This is a genomic window from Amycolatopsis sp. lyj-346, from assembly GCF_046548975.1.
Classification (GTDB): Bacteria; Actinomycetota; Actinomycetes; order Mycobacteriales; family Pseudonocardiaceae; genus Amycolatopsis.
The window spans coordinates 87,644-102,919 of the sequence record NZ_JAJPWT010000020.1 but is presented as its reverse complement, the minus strand read 5'-3'; the positions used below and the strand labels follow the sequence as shown (position 1 = coordinate 102,919).

General features: G+C 71.2%; 21 protein-coding genes and 1 pseudogene. 13 read left to right on the top strand and 9 right to left on the bottom strand.

Features of this window, described 5'->3' with window-relative positions; all coding sequences use genetic code 11:
- Positions 1 to 2 precede the first annotated feature (2 nt).
- Positions 3 to 1,214 (top strand): threonine synthase, encoded by a 1,212-nt coding sequence (locus tag ACLJQE_RS39425; RefSeq protein WP_410644730.1) that lies wholly within the window; start codon positions 3 to 5, stop codon positions 1,212 to 1,214.
- Between the two features lie 7 nt (positions 1,215 to 1,221).
- On the opposite strand, the gene ACLJQE_RS39420 is transcribed toward ACLJQE_RS39425, so the two are convergent.
- Positions 1,222 to 1,419 carry a winged helix-turn-helix transcriptional regulator gene (locus ACLJQE_RS39420; RefSeq protein ID WP_410644729.1) on the bottom strand — a complete coding sequence of 66 codons (198 nt, stop codon included), beginning with the start codon at positions 1,417 to 1,419 and terminating at the stop codon, positions 1,222 to 1,224.
- Here ACLJQE_RS39420 and ACLJQE_RS39415 point away from each other — a divergent pair.
- Positions 1,374 to 1,535: a hypothetical protein gene (locus tag ACLJQE_RS39415; protein WP_410644825.1), complete on the top strand. Its 162-nt coding sequence runs from the start codon at positions 1,374 to 1,376 to the stop codon at positions 1,533 to 1,535. The genes ACLJQE_RS39420 and ACLJQE_RS39415 overlap by 46 nt on opposite strands.
- Here the strand turns inward: ACLJQE_RS39415 and ACLJQE_RS39410 are convergent.
- Positions 1,532 to 1,885 (bottom strand): arsenate reductase family protein, encoded by a 354-nt coding sequence (locus tag ACLJQE_RS39410; protein WP_410644728.1) that lies wholly within the window; start codon positions 1,883 to 1,885, stop codon positions 1,532 to 1,534. The two genes, ACLJQE_RS39415 and ACLJQE_RS39410, sit on opposite strands and share 4 nt — an antisense overlap.
- A 54-nt stretch (positions 1,886 to 1,939) precedes the next feature.
- On the opposite strand from ACLJQE_RS39410, the gene ACLJQE_RS39405 reads away from it, so the two are divergent.
- Both ACLJQE_RS39405 and ACLJQE_RS39400 read left to right on the top strand, forming a co-directional pair.
- The gene (locus ACLJQE_RS39405) at positions 1,940 to 2,533 is read left to right on the top strand and encodes a TetR/AcrR family transcriptional regulator (RefSeq protein ID WP_410644727.1); all 594 of its coding nucleotides are present in this window, start codon (positions 1,940 to 1,942) and stop codon (positions 2,531 to 2,533) included.
- On the top strand, positions 2,530 to 3,153 hold the full coding sequence (locus ACLJQE_RS39400) for an enoyl-CoA hydratase/isomerase family protein (protein WP_410644725.1): 624 nt from the start codon (positions 2,530 to 2,532) through the stop codon (positions 3,151 to 3,153). Before ACLJQE_RS39405 ends, ACLJQE_RS39400 begins: the two co-directional genes overlap by 4 nt.
- A gap of 160 nt (positions 3,154 to 3,313) precedes the next feature.
- Here the strand turns inward: ACLJQE_RS39400 and ACLJQE_RS39395 are convergent, their stop codons facing one another.
- Positions 3,314 to 4,597 (bottom strand): RNA polymerase sigma factor, encoded by a 1,284-nt coding sequence (locus ACLJQE_RS39395; protein WP_410644723.1) that lies wholly within the window; start codon positions 4,595 to 4,597, stop codon positions 3,314 to 3,316.
- 5 nt (positions 4,598 to 4,602) lie between these two features.
- Positions 4,603 to 4,953: a YciI family protein gene (locus ACLJQE_RS39390; protein WP_410644721.1), complete on the bottom strand. Its 351-nt coding sequence runs from the start codon at positions 4,951 to 4,953 to the stop codon at positions 4,603 to 4,605.
- Positions 4,954 to 5,125: 172 nt separating this feature from the next.
- On the opposite strand from ACLJQE_RS39390, the gene ACLJQE_RS39385 reads away from it, so the two are divergent.
- From ACLJQE_RS39385 to ACLJQE_RS39375, 3 genes are read left to right on the top strand one after another with little or no spacing between them, the layout of a single operon-like run.
- Complete coding sequence (locus ACLJQE_RS39385) at positions 5,126 to 5,563, top strand: hypothetical protein (protein ID WP_410644719.1); 438 nt, start codon at positions 5,126 to 5,128, stop codon at positions 5,561 to 5,563.
- Positions 5,557 to 5,781, top strand: coding sequence for a helix-turn-helix transcriptional regulator (locus tag ACLJQE_RS39380; RefSeq protein ID WP_410644718.1), 225 nt, complete (start codon positions 5,557 to 5,559; stop codon positions 5,779 to 5,781). The genes ACLJQE_RS39385 and ACLJQE_RS39380 overlap by 7 nt, the downstream gene beginning before the upstream one ends.
- The gene (locus tag ACLJQE_RS39375) at positions 5,778 to 6,743 is read left to right on the top strand and encodes an NAD(P)-dependent alcohol dehydrogenase (protein WP_410644717.1); all 966 of its coding nucleotides are present in this window, start codon (positions 5,778 to 5,780) and stop codon (positions 6,741 to 6,743) included. The genes ACLJQE_RS39380 and ACLJQE_RS39375 overlap by 4 nt, the downstream gene beginning before the upstream one ends.
- Before the next feature lie 137 nt (positions 6,744 to 6,880).
- Here ACLJQE_RS39375 and ACLJQE_RS39370 read toward each other — a convergent pair whose 3' ends face one another.
- A complete protein-coding gene (locus ACLJQE_RS39370; protein WP_410644716.1) occupies positions 6,881 to 7,252 on the bottom strand; it encodes a YciI family protein in 372 nt (123 codons plus the stop codon).
- Between the two features lie 171 nt (positions 7,253 to 7,423).
- Here ACLJQE_RS39370 and ACLJQE_RS39365 point away from each other — a divergent pair, with 171 nt between their 5' ends.
- Both ACLJQE_RS39365 and ACLJQE_RS39360 read left to right on the top strand, forming a co-directional pair.
- A complete protein-coding gene (locus ACLJQE_RS39365; RefSeq protein WP_410644715.1) occupies positions 7,424 to 8,506 on the top strand; it encodes an exo-alpha-sialidase in 1,083 nt (360 codons plus the stop codon).
- A gap of 3 nt (positions 8,507 to 8,509) precedes the next feature.
- Complete coding sequence (locus tag ACLJQE_RS39360; RefSeq protein ID WP_410644713.1) at positions 8,510 to 8,794, top strand: ubiquitin-like small modifier protein 1; 285 nt, start codon at positions 8,510 to 8,512, stop codon at positions 8,792 to 8,794.
- Here ACLJQE_RS39360 and ACLJQE_RS39355 read toward each other — a convergent pair.
- A complete protein-coding gene (locus ACLJQE_RS39355) occupies positions 8,769 to 10,163 on the bottom strand; it encodes an MFS transporter (protein WP_410644711.1) in 1,395 nt (464 codons plus the stop codon). The genes ACLJQE_RS39360 and ACLJQE_RS39355 overlap by 26 nt on opposite strands.
- Positions 10,164 to 10,187: 24 nt before the next feature.
- Here ACLJQE_RS39355 and ACLJQE_RS39350 point away from each other — a divergent pair, with 24 nt between their 5' ends.
- The 3 genes from ACLJQE_RS39350 (at position 10,188) to ACLJQE_RS39340 (ending at position 12,387) form a co-directional block, all read left to right on the top strand.
- The gene (locus tag ACLJQE_RS39350; protein ID WP_410644710.1) at positions 10,188 to 10,619 is read left to right on the top strand and encodes a MerR family transcriptional regulator; all 432 of its coding nucleotides are present in this window, start codon (positions 10,188 to 10,190) and stop codon (positions 10,617 to 10,619) included.
- 128 nt (positions 10,620 to 10,747) lie between these two features.
- The gene (locus ACLJQE_RS39345; protein ID WP_410644822.1) at positions 10,748 to 11,290 is read left to right on the top strand and encodes a hypothetical protein; all 543 of its coding nucleotides are present in this window, start codon (positions 10,748 to 10,750) and stop codon (positions 11,288 to 11,290) included.
- Positions 11,287 to 12,387, top strand: coding sequence for an MAB_1171c family putative transporter (locus ACLJQE_RS39340; protein WP_410644709.1), 1,101 nt, complete (start codon positions 11,287 to 11,289; stop codon positions 12,385 to 12,387). The genes ACLJQE_RS39345 and ACLJQE_RS39340 overlap by 4 nt, the downstream gene beginning before the upstream one ends.
- A 255-nt stretch (positions 12,388 to 12,642) precedes the next feature.
- Here the strand turns inward: ACLJQE_RS39340 and ACLJQE_RS39335 are convergent, their stop codons facing one another.
- Together ACLJQE_RS39335 and ACLJQE_RS39330 are read right to left on the bottom strand one after the other, a co-directional pair.
- Positions 12,643 to 12,909, bottom strand: coding sequence for a hypothetical protein (locus ACLJQE_RS39335; RefSeq protein ID WP_410644700.1), 267 nt, complete (start codon positions 12,907 to 12,909; stop codon positions 12,643 to 12,645).
- A 29-nt stretch (positions 12,910 to 12,938) separates the two neighbouring features.
- Positions 12,939 to 13,505: pseudogene (locus ACLJQE_RS39330) on the bottom strand (radical SAM protein); the annotation flags it as partial.
- A 410-nt stretch (positions 13,506 to 13,915) separates the two neighbouring features.
- Between ACLJQE_RS39330 and ACLJQE_RS39325 the strand changes: the two are divergent.
- The gene (locus ACLJQE_RS39325; RefSeq protein WP_410644708.1) at positions 13,916 to 14,164 is read left to right on the top strand and encodes a hypothetical protein; all 249 of its coding nucleotides are present in this window, start codon (positions 13,916 to 13,918) and stop codon (positions 14,162 to 14,164) included.
- A gap of 629 nt (positions 14,165 to 14,793) precedes the next feature.
- Here the strand turns inward: ACLJQE_RS39325 and ACLJQE_RS39320 are convergent.
- The gene (locus ACLJQE_RS39320; protein WP_410644707.1) at positions 14,794 to 15,273 is read right to left on the bottom strand and encodes a hypothetical protein; all 480 of its coding nucleotides are present in this window, start codon (positions 15,271 to 15,273) and stop codon (positions 14,794 to 14,796) included.
- Between the last annotated feature and the right edge of the window lie 3 nt (positions 15,274 to 15,276).

The following is a 15,276-nucleotide window of genomic DNA, read 5'->3' as shown; positions in this document are numbered from 1 at the left end:
TCGTGCCCTACTCGTTCCTCAGTCACCTGGAGTGCTCCCGGACCGGCGAGCGCCTGGACGCCGACGCGGTGCAGGGCCTCTCCCCGGCGGGCGCGCCGCTGCTCGCGCGCTACGACCTCGGCGGGGTCCGCGAAGCGGTCACGCCGAAGGAGATCGCCGGGCGGGAGCCGACGCTGTGGCGCTACCACGAGCTGCTGCCCGTGCGGTCGGCCGAGCACGTCGTGAGCCTCGGCGAAGGCATGACGCCGTTGCTGCGGCTGCCGCGCTACGGCCGCGAGCTGGGGCTGTCGCGCCTGTGGATGAAGGACGAAGGCCTGATCCCGACCGGCACCTTCAAGGCGCGCGGCGCCGCGGTCGGCGTCTCGCGGGCGGCCGAGCTGGGCGTGCGCGGGATCGCGATGCCGACGAACGGCAACGCCGGCGCGGCGTGGGCGTTGTACGCGGCGCGCGCGGGACTGTCGAGCCTGGTCGCGATGCCGGACGACGCGCCGGCGATCACCATGCGCGAGTGCGTGGCCGCCGGTGCCGAGCTGTACCGGGTGGACGGTCTGATCGGGGACGCCGGCAAGCTCGTCGCCGCGGCGGTGAAGCGGCGTGAAGGCGTCCAGGACGTCTCGACGCTGAAGGAGCCGTACCGCATCGAGGGCAAGAAGACGATGGGGTACGAGCTCGCCGAGCAGTTCGGCTGGCGGCTGCCCGACGTCGTCCTCTACCCCACCGGCGGCGGCGTCGGCATCATCGGGATCTACAAGGCGTTGCTGGAAATGCGGGAACTGGGCTGGGTTGCCGGTCCGCTGCCCCGGCTCGTCGCCGTCCAGGCCACCGGGTGCGCGCCGATCGTCACGGCGTTTTCGCACGGTGAACGGGAAAGCACACCGTTCCCGGATGCCCGGACGGTCGCCTTCGGCATCACCGTGCCCAAGGCGCTGGGCGACTTCCTCGTGCTCGACGCCGTGTACGCGACCGGCGGGACCGCGGTCGCCGTCACCGACGACGAATTGCTTGCCGCCCAACGAGACCTGGCTTCGCGCGAAGGCACTTTCGTCTGCCCGGAAGGCGGAGCGTGCTTCGCCGCGCTGAGGCACCTTCGCGAGTCGGGGTGGCTCGAGGGCGACGAAGACGTCGTCGTGCTCAACACCGGCGCCGGGATCAAGTACCCGGAGACGGTGCCCCTGGACGTCCCGCTCCTGGCGAAAACCGACGCGATTCCCTGAGAGCCGGTCAGCCGTCTTGGTGGGCCGTGTCGTAGCGGCGGCGGTTGGCCGCGATCTGCCGCCGGTGCGTGGTGGCCCACTCGGCGAGGTGGGTGACGGAGTCCAGCAGCGTGGCACCGAGTTCGGTGAGCGTGTATTCGACGCGCGGCGGGACGCTGGGTGGAGGGTGCTGCCGCGGAGCTGCCCGATGACCAGGACGGTCCACTTGTCGCCGATCAGCGCGAGTACCACCGCCTGTACCAGCAACCCGAACGCGTCGAGGAAGTCATCGGGGACCTGGACGCGTTCCGGGTGCTCGTCGCCCGGCACGCGACTCCTTAAAGGACCGACCGCACGGTCTCGGGGTCGCGGGCGATGACCGTCGTGCCGTCGTCGGCCGTGATGATCGGCCGCTGGATCAGCTTGGGGTGCTCGGCCAGCGCGGCGATCCAGCGGGACCGGTCGGCCGGGGTGCGGCCCCAGGTCTTGAGGCCGAGCTCCTTGGCGACGGGTTCCGCGGTGCGCACGATGTCCCACGGTTCGAGGCCGAGGCGCTTCAGGACGGCTTTGAGCTCCGCCGTCGTCGGCGGGTCCTCGAGGTAGCGGCGCACGGTGTACTCCGCGCCCGCTTCGTCCAGCAGCGACACGGCGGAGCGGCACTTCGAGCACGCCGGGTTGATCCAGATTTCCACGAGCCGCAGCTTACCGCTTTGGTTTTGGAGCACTCGTTCTGTTATGGTCGCGGCATGCCTCGCCCCCGCGTCCACGACCTCGACGCACTGCTCGACGTCGCCGAGCGGCTCCTCGCCTCTTCGACCGACATGACCGTGCGTGGTTTGGCGACGGCCGCGGGCGTGCCGAACGGGACGATCTACCACGCCTTCGGGTCGCTCAGCGCGTTGCTGGCCCAGGTCTGGCTACGCGCGGCGACAGCGTTCCTCGACCTGCAGACGTCACTGGTGGACCAGGCTTCTTCGCCGGTGGAGGCCGTCGTCGCGGCGGCGGACACGCCCGCGGTGTTCGCCACCCGGCGTCCCGACGCCGCCCGGATGCTGCTGTCGGTGCGGGGCGACCGGCTCTTCGGGCCCGAACTGCCCGACGAGCTGGCGGACGCCCTGCACGCGGTGGACAAACGGCTCGTCGCGCTGCTGGTGCGGCTCGCCCGGCAGCTGTGGGACCGCGGCGACGGCCTCGCGGTCGAGGTGATCACGACGTGCGTCGTCGACCTGCCGACGGCGTTCTTCCGGCGTGACATGACCGACCCCTTGGTGCGGGACAGGCTGGCGGCCGCGGTGCGGGCCGTGCTGACCGTGCCCCCTCGAGAAAAGGACCGACCGTGACCGTTTCCGTACTGGATCTTGGCGACGACGAAAACCGGTTCTCACCGGATTGGCTGCAGCGCGTACATTCCTTTTTGGACAGTGTTGAAGGTGCCCTGGTGACCACCGGGGGCGGCAAGTTCTATTCGAACGGCCTCGACCTCGAATGGCTGACAGCCCACGGCGACCAGGCAACGGAGTACGTCGCGGAGGTCCAGGAGCTCCTCGCGCGGGTACTGACGCTGCCGGTCCCGACCGTCGCCGCGATCAACGGCCACGCCTTCGGCGCGGGCGCAATGCTGGCCATGGCCCACGACTTCCGCGTGATGCGCGCGGACCGCGGTTATTTCTGCTTCCCGGAGGCGGACATCAACATCCCGTTCACCCCGGGAATGGCGGCGTTGATCCAGGGCAAGCTGACGCCGTCGGCGGCGATCGCTTCGATGACGACGGGACGGCGTTTCGGCGGCTCGGAAGCGGCGGAGATCGGGTTGGTGGACGCGGTCGCAGCCGAGGGCGGAGTGGTGAAGGTGGCTTCCGAGCGGGCCCGGGAGCTGGCGGGCAAGGACCGCGGGACGCTGGGAGCGATCAAGGCCACGATGTTCGCACCGGCCGTGGCGGCTTTGCGGGCGGTGGGGTAGGCCTCCGGCCCCCGGTATCCAGCCTACCGGGGGCCACCGACAGTTCCGGGGGACCACGGAGCGCGCAGGGCGCAGGGCGCGGCAGCGCGCGGCGGAGTGCACGAAGCGGCGGCACGGCGAGGCGGTGAAGCGCACCCCGCACCCGCCCACCGGACGAACCTCACCGCCCTCCGCGCTCCACCTCCGCCAACCGGTTCCGCAGATGGACCCGCTCCGGCTCCGTCCCCGCCAGCTCCAGCGCCTCGCGGTACGCCTCAGCCGCTTCCGCACTCCGGCCGAGCCGGCTGAGCAGGTCACCTCGCGCTGCCGGGAAGGGGCTGTACCCCTTCAACCTCGGCTCGTCCGCCAGCCGCTCCAGCAACGTCAGGCCCGCTGCCGGGCCGTCTCTCATCGCCACCGCCACCGCTCGGTTCAGCTCCACCACCGGTGATGGCGCCAACCCCCGCAGCACGTCGTACAACGCCACGATCTGCGGCCAGTCCGTGCGCGCCACGTCCGGGGCCTCGTCGTGGAGGGCCGCGATCGCCGCCTGGACGCCGTACAGGCCCGGGGGGCCTCCGGTCAGCGCCACGACCACCAATGCCGCGCCCTCCTCGATCATCGTGGGGTCCCAGCGGCCGCGGTCCTGGTCGTCGAGGAGGACCAGGTCGCCGTCCGGGCCCGTTCGTGCGTTGCGGCGTGCGTGGATCAGCAGCATCAACGCCAGCAGGCCCGCCACCTCCCGCTCCCCCGGCAGCAGCCGGCGGAGGATGCGGGCCAGCCGGATCGCCTCCTCCGCCAGGTCCAGCCGCTGCAGGTCCGGGCCCGAACTCGCCGCGTAGCCCTCGGTGAAGATCGAGTAGACGACCTGGAGCACGCCCGGCAGCCGCCCCGGCAGCTCGCCGGCGTCCGGGACCCGGAACGGGATGCGCAGCGTGCGGATCCGGTTCTTCGCGCGCACGATCCGCTTGCCCATCGTCGCGCTCGGCACCAGGAACGCCCGCGCCACCTCCGGCGTCGTCAGCCCCGCCAGGCAGCGCAACGTCAGCGCCGCGCGGTCCTCCGCCGGCAGCGCCGGGTGGGCGCACGTGAAGAACAGCTGGAGCCGCTCGTCCGGCAGGCCGCCGTCGGACTCCCGCGCGGGCGCCGCGTGCTCGGCCTCGACCTGCAGCACCGCGAGCCGGGCCGCGTAAGCCTGGTCGCGGCGCAGCCGGTCGACGGCCTTGCGCCGGGCCGTCGTCATCAGCCAGGCGCCCGGCTTCGGGGGCACGCCCTCGGCCGGCCAGTGCACCAGCGCGGCCTCGATCGCCTCCGACGTCACCTCCTCGGCGAGGTCGAGGTCGCCGAACCGGCGGACGAGCGCGGCGAGCAGCAGCCCGCGCTCCTCCCGGAACACCGCCTCCAAGATCGCCTCGGCCCCGGGACGATCGGAATCCCCGGCCGGGGCGTCCGCTCGCCCCGCCACCGCCGTCAGCCCTGGTAGCCGGCGAGCGGCCGCACCACGATCGACCCGCCGTCGCGGGAGCCCGGGCAGCGCGCCGCCCAGTCGAGCGCGACGTCGAGGTCCGGCACGTCGACGACGAAGTAGCCGCCGAGGACCTCCCGGGATTCGGCGAACGGGCCGTCGGTGACGAGCCGCTCGCCGCGCTCGTCGACCCGGACCGTGGCGGCCGTGGTGAAGTCGGCGAGCGAGTCGCCGCCGACGTAGACGCCGGCTTCCTTGAGGGACTTGTCGAACAGCATCCAGTCCTCGGGCGTGCTGCAGCCAGTGGGCGCGCCGTCGGCGTCGAGAGCAGCGTTGATCAGCATCAGGTACTTCATGGTTCCTCCTGGCTCGGTTGCCGTACGCCAGCACTACGAACGACGGCCGGCCCGTTGGACACCCTCGCCGAAGATTCTGCCCGAACCGCCGCGATGTCAAGAATCTTTGACTTGATGTCCAAGATGCTTTACTTTGGGCGATGTCAAAGTTGTTTTACATCGGGGAGCGGGCGTGACACACGAAGAGATACGGGCGTGGATCCTGGGGGCCGCCGCGATCGCGAGCTATGCGGTCTACCTCGTCGTGGTCCTCGGCCGGGCCGGCGGACGGCCGCTCGCCGAGACGCCCTACGCCGGGGCGTTGCTGTGGACGGTCGGGGCATCCATCGCCGGGACGATCGTGCTCAGCATCCTCGCCTCGATCCTCACCTCGGTGATTTCGGGCGACGCCGGGAAAGCCGACCAGCGCGACCGCGAGATCGGCCGGTTCGGCGAGTACGTCGGCCACTCGTTCGTCGTCATCGGCGCCGTGGCGGCGCTGCTGCTGTCGCTGGCCGAGGCGCCGCACTTCTGGATCGCCAACGCCGTCTACCTGGCCTTCACGCTCTCGGCGATCCTCGGGTCGATCGCCCGGATCTTCGCCTACCGGCGGGGTTTCCAGCCGTGGTGAAACCGACCCGCGTCACCAACTCGCTCCGCGCCCTCCGGTTCGCGCACGGCCAGATGACCCAGGCCGACCTCGCCGCCCGGATCGGCGTCACCCGCCAGACCGTCATCGCCATCGAGCAGGGCCGGTACTCGCCTTCGCTGGAACTGGCGTTCCAGATCGCGCACGTGTTCGGGGTACCGCTCGAAGACGTGTTCCACTACCCGGAGGAGTCCTCGTGAAAGCCCTCGTCCAAGACCGCTACGGAAACACCGGCGTGCTCGAACCGCGCGACATCGCGAGACCGGCGCCCGGGCCCGGCGAGGTCCTCGTGCGCGTGCACGCGGCCGGCGTGGACCCGGGCGTCTGGCACCTCGTCACCGGGCAGCCGTACCTGCTGCGCCTGCTCGGTTTCGGGCTGCGCGCGCCGAAGGATCCGGTGCGCGGCCTCGACTTCGCGGGCACGGTCGAGGAAACCGGCGACGGCGTCACGAAGGTCCGGCCGGGCGACGCGGTGTTCGGCGAGTGCACCGGCTCGTTCGCCGAGTACGCCGTCGCGAAGGCGGATCGGATCGCGGTGAAACCGGCCCGGCTTTCGTTCGAGCAAGCCGCGGCCCTCGCCATCTCCGGCTGCACCGCCCTGCAGGGCCTGCGTGACGCCGGCCGCGTCCGGCCGGGGCAGTCGGTGCTGGTGATCGGCGCCGCGGGCGGCGTCGGGTCGTTCGCGGTGCAGCTGGCCAAGACCTTCGGCGCCGAAGTCACGGCGGTGTGCAGCACGGGGAAGACGGACGTCGTCCGCAAGCTCGGCGCGGACCACGTCGTCGACTACACCCGCGAAGACTTCACCGAGCGGCGGTACGACCTCGTCCTGGACACGGCGAGCATGCGCGGGCTCTCGTACCTGCGCCGGGCGCTGACCCCGGGCGGCACGCTGGTGCTCGTCGGCGGCGAGGGCGGCGGCCGGTGGCTGGGCGGGATCCAGCGGGTCGCCGGCGCGGCGCTGCTCAGCCCGTTCGTGGGGCACCGGCTGCGCGGGCTCGTCTCCACGGTCCGCGGCAAAGACCTCGAAGTGCTGCGCGAACTGGCCGAGGCCGGGGACATCACGCCCTTGCTCGACCGGACGTACGCGCTCGCCGACGCCGTGGCCGCGATCGACTACGTCCACAGGGGACACTCGACGGGCAAGGTCGTGCTCACGCTCTGAAGCAGCAGCCACGAGTCGCGGAAGGCGAGCGCGGGACGGCAGCGCCGCCTCCCCGCCGACGTTGCCGGTGGCGCCGGATGACCGGGACCATCGCTCCACCCCCGGAGCCGTGGCCCGGCCGGCGCCACCGGCCGCCGTCACCCCTGCGTCGGCAGCTCGTCGAACTCGACGACCTGGCGGATCTCCACCTCGATCTCCTGGTCGAACAGCTCGACGTACCGCTTGGCGAACTCGACGGCCTCCGCCCGGTCCGCCGCGTTGATCAGCGCGAACCCGCCGATGACCTCCTTGGCCTCGGCGAACGGCCCGTCCGTCACGCGGATCGCCGCGCCGCGGGGCTTGCGGACCAGCGAGCCCTTCTCCGTCGGGTGGACGCCCTCCGCCGTGATCAGGATGTCCTTTTCCGCCGACTCCTGGATGAACGCGCCCATCTTCTCGATGAACTCCGGGCTGGGGTTCCACGACTGGGGGTCGTGCTCGTCGACCCGGTGCATCATGAGAAACCGCATGGTCTGCTCCCTGTGTTCGTCGGCCGGGGTCCGGTGCGTTCCCGGACGCGGTGACCGGCCTTCACCCCCACGTCGAACGACCGGATCCGGTGTTCGACATTTCCCCGGGGCGATTTTTCCGGCAGAGTACCTGTGACCTGAGTCACCACACGAACCGGAGGAAGGTGCCGGATGACCGTCCTGCTCGCGATCGGAACCCGCAAGGGCCTGTGGCTGGCCACCAGCACGGACGACCGGGCCTCCTGGGAGGTCACCGGCCCGCACCACCCGATGACCGAGGTGTACGCGGTCGGCATCGACACGCGCCGCGCCACGCCGCGGCTGCTGGCCGGGGTCACCAGCGAGCACTTCGGGCCGAGCGTGGCCACCAGCGACGACCTGGGCGCGACCTGGGCCGAACCCGACCACGCCCCGATCGCGTTCCCGCCGGACACCGGCGAGTCCCTGGCCAGAGCGTGGCAGCTCGTGCCGGGGCCGGCGAGCGAGCCGGACGTCGTCTACGCCGGCACCGAGCCGTCCGCCCTGTTCCGCTCCACCGACGGCGGCCGCACCTACGAGTTCGTCCGCGGCCTGTGGGACCACCCGCACCGCGAGCACTGGACGCCCGGAGGCGGCGGCAAGGCCATCCACACCGTGCTCCCGCACCCCACCGACGCCGGCCGCGTCACCGTGGCGATGTCCACCGGCGGCGTCTACCGCACCGAAGACGGCGGCGAGACCTGGGCGGCGAGCAACACGGGCATCAAGGCGGTCCACGTGCCCGACCCGTACCCCGAGTACGGCCAGTGCGTGCACAAGGTCGCGCGGCACCCGGCCGAGCCGGACCGCCTGTTCGCGCAGGTCCACCACGGCGTCTACCGCAGTGACGACGCGGGCGCGACCTGGCAGTCGATCGCCGACGGCCTGCCCAGCGACTTCGGCTTCCCGATGGTCGTCCACCCGCACCGGCCCGAGGTGATCTACACCTTTCCCCTGGTCGCCGACGCGATGCGGTTCCCGCCGGACGGCCGGTGCCGGGTGTACCGCAGCGAGGACGCCGGGAAGTCGTGGGAGGCGCTGGGGGCGGGCCTGCCGGACGGGTACTGGGCGGGCGTCATGCGGGACGCGATGTGCACCGACGACGCCGACCCGGCCGGGGTGTACTTCGGCTCGCGGACCGGCGACGTCTACGCCAGCCGCGACGACGGCGACAGCTGGCAGCTCGTCACGGCGCACCTGCCCGACGTGCTGAGCGTCCGCGCCGCGAGGGTGTGACCCGTGCGGATCACCGTGCTGCTGCCCGGGACGCTGCGGGAGAAGGCCGGCGGCGAAGCCCGGCTGGCCGTCGAGGTTGCCGAACCGGCCACGCTGGGTGCGGTGCTCGACGCGCTCGCCGAGCGGTACCCGGCGCTGGAACGGCGGCTGCGCGACGAGCAGGCGGGACTGCGCCGGTACGTCAACTTCTACGTCGACGGCGAGGAGTGCCGACGCCGCGACGGCCCCGCGACGGTGCTGCGCGAGGACGCCGAGGTGCAGATCATCCCGTCGGTCGCGGGAGGCTGAGCTCGTCGAACAGCGCGGCCGCCCGGTCGGCCGTCGCGGCCGCCCGGCGTCCGGTGCTGAGCAGCGCCAGGACGACGAGACCGGCCCCGAGCCCGGCGACCAGCCACCACACGCCGTGCCCGGCGCCGGTGCCGGCGAGCGCGACGCCCAGGGTGGTGCCGGTCTGCCGTCCGGAGGAGGCCAGCGACGCGGCCACCCCGGCCATCGACCCCGGCATCCCGGAGACGGCGGTGTTGGTGATCGGCGGGTTGACCGTGCCGAGGAACACGCCGAACAGCAGGAAGGTCGCGAGCACGGCGGGGAGCGGCGTGGCCGGGCCGAGCCACGCGGAGACGGCGCCGCCCGCGGCGAGCGCCACACCGGCGACGACCAGCGGCCACCGCGGCCCGCGCGTGCCGACGAACCGTCCGGTCCGCGGCGAGAGGACCAGCACGAGCACGCCGACCGGCAGCAGGCACAGGCCCGCCGTCAGCGGTGTCATGCCCCGGACGTCCTGCAGGTACTGCGTCGTGACGAAGAGGAACGCGCCGAAGCCGCAGAGCGCGAACAGCGCCATCACGATCGCCGCGCTGAAGGACACGCTGCGGAACAGGCGCAGTTCGAGCAGCGGGTCGGTGCGGCGCGGTTCGTGGCGCAGGATGCCCAGCACGCCGAGCCCGGCGAGGGCGAGCAGGCCGAGGATCCACGGTGACGTCCAGCCCAGCCGGTGCGACTCGATGAGAGCGGAGACGACGCTGCCGAGCACCAGCAGCACGAGAAGCTGCCCGACCGGGTCGAAGCGGCGGGCCCGCGGCGCGCGGGACTCGGGCACGAACAACGTCGTGGCGACGAGGGCGGCGGCGATGATCGGGACGTTGACCCAGAAGACGGCCCGCCAGCCGAAGCCGTCGACGAGCGCGCCGCCGAGGATCGGCCCGAGCGCCAGCGCCAGCCCGGACATCGAGCCGAACACGCCGATGGCGCGGGCGCGCTCGGCCGGCGCGGGGAAGGTGGTGGCGACGATGGCCATCGCGACCGGGTTGAGCATGGTGCCACCGGCGGCCTGCAGCGCGCGGGCCGCGATCAGCCAGCCGATGCCGGGGGCGAGGCTGCACAGCAGCGACCCGAGGCCGAAGAGGGCGAGCCCGCACCGGAAGACGCGCTTGCGGCCGAACCGGTCGGCGGCCGAACCGGCGAGCACGAGGAAAGCCGCCAGCACCAGCGTGTAGGCGTCGACGGTCCACTGCAGGCCGGAGACGGAAGCGCCCAGGTCGTGGCGGATCGAGGGCAGGGCGACGGTGACGATGGAGATGTCCATCACCACGACGACGATGCTGGCGCAGCAGATCGCGAGCACGAGGCCCGGGCGGCCGGCGGCCGGAACGTTCATGCCTCCGACGCTAGGATTTAGAGCGTGCTCGAAGTCAACCCGATCCCCGCGGACGGCCTGACCATCGCGGACGCGGCCCGCCGCACCGGGGTCAGCGCGCACACGCTGCGCTACTACGAACGAGCGGGCCTGGTGGTGACCCGCGTCGACCGCACGAGCGGCGGCCGGCGCCGCTACCGGCAGCCGGACCTCGACTGGATCAAGATCTGCACCAAGCTCCGCGCGACGGGCATGCCGATCAAGACGATCCGCCGCTACGCGGACCTGGTCGCCGCCGGCCGCGGCAACGAGCCGGAACGCCTGGCGCTGCTGGAGGAACACCGCGCCGACGTGCTGGCGAGGCTGGCGGAGCTGCAGGAGAACCTGACACTGATCGACCGCAAGATCGGCGTGTACCGGGGCCGTCTGGAAGCCGGCGACGCGGACGGCCTGTGGGCGCCGGGCCGCCCGCGCTGAGTTCGGCCGCCGCTACCCGGGACCGCTGTCCCCAGGGCGGGCGATGATCGTCCGGGGTGCGGTCGTCTACCGTAAGAGTGGAACGGGCTACCGCCCGTGGTGCTCCGAAGGCGATGGCAAGGCGGCTGGTGAAGGAACGCGAGTTGCGGCGCCGCTGCAGGCGGCTGCTGAACGAACTGGGCATCAAGCCGCCGCTCGACGTCCTCGAACTGTGCCGCAGCATGGGGGAACAGCGCGGTCGGCCGATCCGCCTGATCCCGCACCGGATCCCGGTGCCGGGGCCGTTCGGTGCCTGGATCGCCACCGGCCGGGCCGACTACATCGTCTACCAGCAGGACACGAGCAAGGCCCACCAGCGCCACATCATCCTGCACGAGCTGGGCCACATGCTGGCCGGTCACGGCGCCACCGCGGAGAACCACGGCCTGGCCGGCGGGCTGACCCCGCGCGGAGACCTGCAGGAGCAGTACCCGGATCTGGAACCGGAGCCGATCCGGCAGGCGCTCCTGCGCACGTCCTACGACACCGACCACGAGCGGGAAGCCGAGACGGTCGCGACGATCATCCTGGAATGGGCGTCCGTGCTGGACCGGGTCGCCCCGGAGGCATCGGACGCCGGTACCGCGCAGCGGATCGAGGCCGCGCTGGACGAACGGCTGGGCTGGCTGTGAACAGCAAGATCGCGCTCATCGTGGTGCAGGGGGTGATCCTCTTCCCCGCCCTGGTGTGGAAGATCTACCAGCTCACCCGGGCCCCGGGCGACGTGGCGCGCTGGATGGTCACCGCCTGCCTGGCCTGCTTCGCGGCCGCCTACCCGCTCGGCCTCCTCGCCGGGGACGTCAACCAGCCGGATCCCGGATCGGTCGTGCCGCTGCTGTTCCAGCACATCTTCCTGTGCGGGCTCGTGTACTCCCTGGCGTGCTTCTTCCTGTTCTCGGCGCTTCCGGCGGCACGGGCCCGGCGGCGCGCCTGGCTGGAAGCGGTGCCGCTGGGCGCCGCGATCCTGGTGATGGCGATCGTCACGGTGCTCATGCCCGACGTCCCGCCGCCGCAGTACCCCCGCGCCGGCGTCTCGGTCTTCTACCTCGCGGCCGACCTGTACCTCACCTACGGCATCGCGAGTGCGTGCTTCTTCGCCCGGCGCCATGCGCGGGGCGCCGCGCCCCGGCTGGCCCGCGGGCTCTCGGTGGCGTCCGCCGGTTTCGCCATCGGCGCGCTGGGCGGCGCGACCCTGATCGCGGTGGTCCTCGTGCGCTGGGCGGGCGCGGCGATCCCCTGGCTGCTGGTGCAGGCCACGGTCTTCCTGGTGTTCCCGAGCGCGATCCTGCTCGTCGTCGGCCTGTCCTACCCCGGAGTCGCCACCCGGCTGGCCGCGGCCCGCGTGTGGTGGCAGCACCTGCGGACCTACCACCAGCTCCGTCCACTGTGGACACGTCTGCACGAGGCGTTCCCGGAGGACGCGCTGAGCCGGAAGCCGATCGCCTCGTGGCGGGACACCCTCAGCCTGCTGGGCGTGCACCGCCGCTACTACCGGCGGGTCATCGAATGCCGCGACGGGCTGGTCCGGATCAGCCCGTACCTCGCCCACCTGGACCACGACGGTCCCCTGGCCGACCGGCTCACCGAAGCCCTGCGCGCCCACGCCCGCCGCGAACCGGTGCCTCCCGAGGGCATGCCGGTCGCCGTCCCCGAGGGCGGCGGCCTCGACGACGACGTCCGCGAGCTCGTGACCCTCTCCGAGGCCCTGGTTTCCGCGGCGACCCGGTAGCGGCATTCGCGTGCCCGGGCCTCATTCCAGCGGGACGTAGTCACTCTGCGGCCGGAAACTCACCGGCTACGATCGCAGCCGGTCGCGCCCTCGCCGGAGCGCATACCCAGCCTTCGGCAGGCGGCAACGTCGGCCTGAACAGCCGATACGTCCTGGTCGCCGCTCTGCTGGCCGCCCAGGGCGGACGTCTCTACCGGGTCGGCTGAGCACTGAACCGCGTGACCTCGCCGGCGCGGCCCCGGCAACGGTCAGCGGTCAGCGGTCAAGCCACGGAGCGAGCAGGTTCTCCAGATCAGCGTCCGACAACGCACGCGGACCACCGTGGAACTCGTGCCACCGCGCCGCGTCACACGCTGCCGTGTACTCGACCTCGAACGCCCGCATCAGGACGTACATGAACGTCACCGAGCTGAAGCGTTCACCCAACAGGGAGCGCGCCCCGCGGGCGACGTCCGTCGCGCCGCGGAAGTCGGCCAGCTTCAACGATTCCGCAGCCGGGTCCAGCAGGCTGGGGGCATACATCACGACAATTTCTCCATCACTGAACAGAATCAGCCTTCAGCGGCCAGCTGCCCACACGCCGCGGCGATCTCCCGGCCGCGCGTGTCGCGCACCGTGCACGCTACTCCGCCGGCGTTCACCAGCCGCACGAACTCCCGCTCCACCGGCTTCGGCGAAGCATCCCACTTCGAACCCGGCGTCGGGTTCAACGGAATCACGTTGACATGCACCAGCTGACCCAAGTGCTTTCGCAACCGCTTCGCCAGCAGCTCCGCCCGCCACGGCTGATCATTGATGTCCCGGATCAACGCGTACTCGATCGACACCCGCCGCCCCGACGTGTCCGCGTAATACCGCGCCGCCGACAAAACCTCGTCCACCGACCACCGCTCGTTCACCGGCACCAACGTGTCCCGCAGCTCGTCGTCCGGCGTGTGCAGCGACACCGCCAGCCGCACCTGCATCTTCTCGTCCGCCAGCTTGCGGATCGCCGGCGCCAGGCCCACGGTCGACACCGTCACCGAACGCTGGCCGATGCCCAGGCCACCGGGAGCGGGATCCGTGATCCGGCGCACCGCCGCCACCACCCGCTTGTAGTTGGCCAGCGGCTCACCCATCATTACCCTTTTACAAAGCACAGTGGCCGACGTCTATGCAGGTCAGAACACCGCTGCGCGTGCCTGTGTTCCTCGTCACCCTGGAGCGCGCCGACCTTGTCCGAGGTAGGCCACTCCCGAAGCGGCGACTCCGGGAACCGAGCCCGTTGGCCCGGGTGTCGGCGAGCCCACTCACCGAGTGCAGCTCGTCGACACCGACCGTGCGCTGGCCCAGCCGCCGTCGCCGGCGCAGACCGGTGCCCCGCTGCCATTAGACCAAGTCGACCGCCCGCTTGACCTGACGAAGTTCGACGCCGATCCATGCAGCCAGCCCACGAAGGACCAGATCGCCGCCGCGGTGGCCGATCCTCCCGACGGGGTGCAGCTGTTCAGGAAACCGCCCCTGTTACGGCTGCTCGTGAATCGAATCGATGGGCGCGAACGCGACCGTCTCCAAACCGGCCAGGAAGACACTCCCGCTCACCGCGCCGTCGGCCTCACCAGCACGTACAGCAGACGAACTGGAGCCGCAGACCGAGAAGTCGACCGATGACCTGCCCACGATCGTCTACCACCAGCGCGGAGACACGACCGACTGCTCGATATCGGTCCAAGTCACCGACCAGCAGATCCTCACCTTCCAGATCATCGAAAATGATCTGCCCAGAACTACCGGCTAACGACCGTTGCTGCCGGGGTAGCGAAGATGGCCGAAGCTGTGATCGACAACCTCCGCCAGCCCTGACCCGACGATCGCTGACCCCTGGGGCGCACACAAACCGCCCGCCTCGGTGCTCACATCACACTTGAACGTCCTCTTCTGCCGAGGAGCGGACGTGCGGCGCAACCGCCGGCCAGTGTCGTAACCACGGCACGGTGGCTTCAGGCCTATCGCAGCCTGTCGAGGTTAGAACGGATGGTCCTGGTTATAGAGTGATCGGGTCCCAGCACTCGCTCGCTCTCGGCGAGGGCGGCCTTGTACAACGGGATCGCACGCACCACATCACCCGCCGCCTGATAGGCGTAGGCCGTGTCGAGCGTCTTAGGGCCCGCTGCAACGCACACAGGTGCTGCAGAACGGCGACGAAGGCGAGGTCGACGGCCTCCCGGGCGAGACAGCTCGCCTCGGACGATGTGTCGGGGTACGTCCAGCGACAGATCACCCACCCGCAGCGGCGGGGCAGGTCGTAGGGCTTGGTAGAGGCGGTCGTCAGCGCCCAAGTCGAAGCCGGCAGCTTGTCCTCAGCACCGGGCATCATCACGTCGAGCACAAAAAGGTCCGGCGGACCTCGTCGGGCCGGTCCGCTCCTCATTCCAACGGGAGGTAGTCACCACCCTTCCGTGCAGCCTCCAGATCGACGTGCGTGGAAGCGCTGGTCATGACACGTCCCTGGACCACGCGGACGTAGGAACCGTCCAGCGGAAAGATGAGCACGAATTTCGTCCCGTCGTTTCCGCGCAGCACGACTCCCCTCCTGAGGTCGTCGAGGAATTCGATGATGTCCCGTTCGATTTCCTCCGCGAATTCGCGCTGGTCGTCCCTCGATATGTCGTACAGGTCGGTGTCGATGTCGTAAGTGGCGCGCTTGCCGGTCACCGGGTCACGCGCCTCGAACTCCAGGCCGAGCCAGCGCTGTGGCTGCACGGTCACAGTGGCCTGCCACGTCGATCCACTCAGCTGCCATCTCGACGAGGCGCCGACCTCATCGGTGACCACCACCGTCCACCTGGTGGTCACCTGAAGCTCGCCGAGGAACTCGAGGAGCCGGCGCCCCGCTCCTGATGTCATGTG

Excerpts from the sequence above, each read along its gene's own strand:
- ACLJQE_RS39325 (WP_410644708.1), top strand. The coding sequence starts at position 13,916 with ATGGGCGCGAACGCGACCGTCTCCAAACCGGCCAGGAAGACACTCCCG.
- ACLJQE_RS39390 (WP_410644721.1), bottom strand. The coding sequence starts at position 4,953 with ATGAAGTACCTGATGCTGATCAACGCTGCTCTCGACGCCGACGGCGCG.
- ACLJQE_RS39405 (WP_410644727.1), top strand. The coding sequence starts at position 1,940 with ATGCCTCGCCCCCGCGTCCACGACCTCGACGCACTGCTCGACGTCGCC.
- ACLJQE_RS39335 (WP_410644700.1), bottom strand. The coding sequence starts at position 12,909 with ATGTATGCCCCCAGCCTGCTGGACCCGGCTGCGGAATCGTTGAAGCTG.
- ACLJQE_RS39370 (WP_410644716.1), bottom strand. The coding sequence starts at position 7,252 with ATGCGGTTTCTCATGATGCACCGGGTCGACGAGCACGACCCCCAGTCG.
- ACLJQE_RS39365 (WP_410644715.1), top strand. The coding sequence starts at position 7,424 with ATGACCGTCCTGCTCGCGATCGGAACCCGCAAGGGCCTGTGGCTGGCC.
- ACLJQE_RS39355 (WP_410644711.1), bottom strand. The coding sequence starts at position 10,163 with ATGAACGTTCCGGCCGCCGGCCGCCCGGGCCTCGTGCTCGCGATCTGC.
- ACLJQE_RS39320 (WP_410644707.1), bottom strand. The coding sequence starts at position 15,273 with ATGACATCAGGAGCGGGGCGCCGGCTCCTCGAGTTCCTCGGCGAGCTT.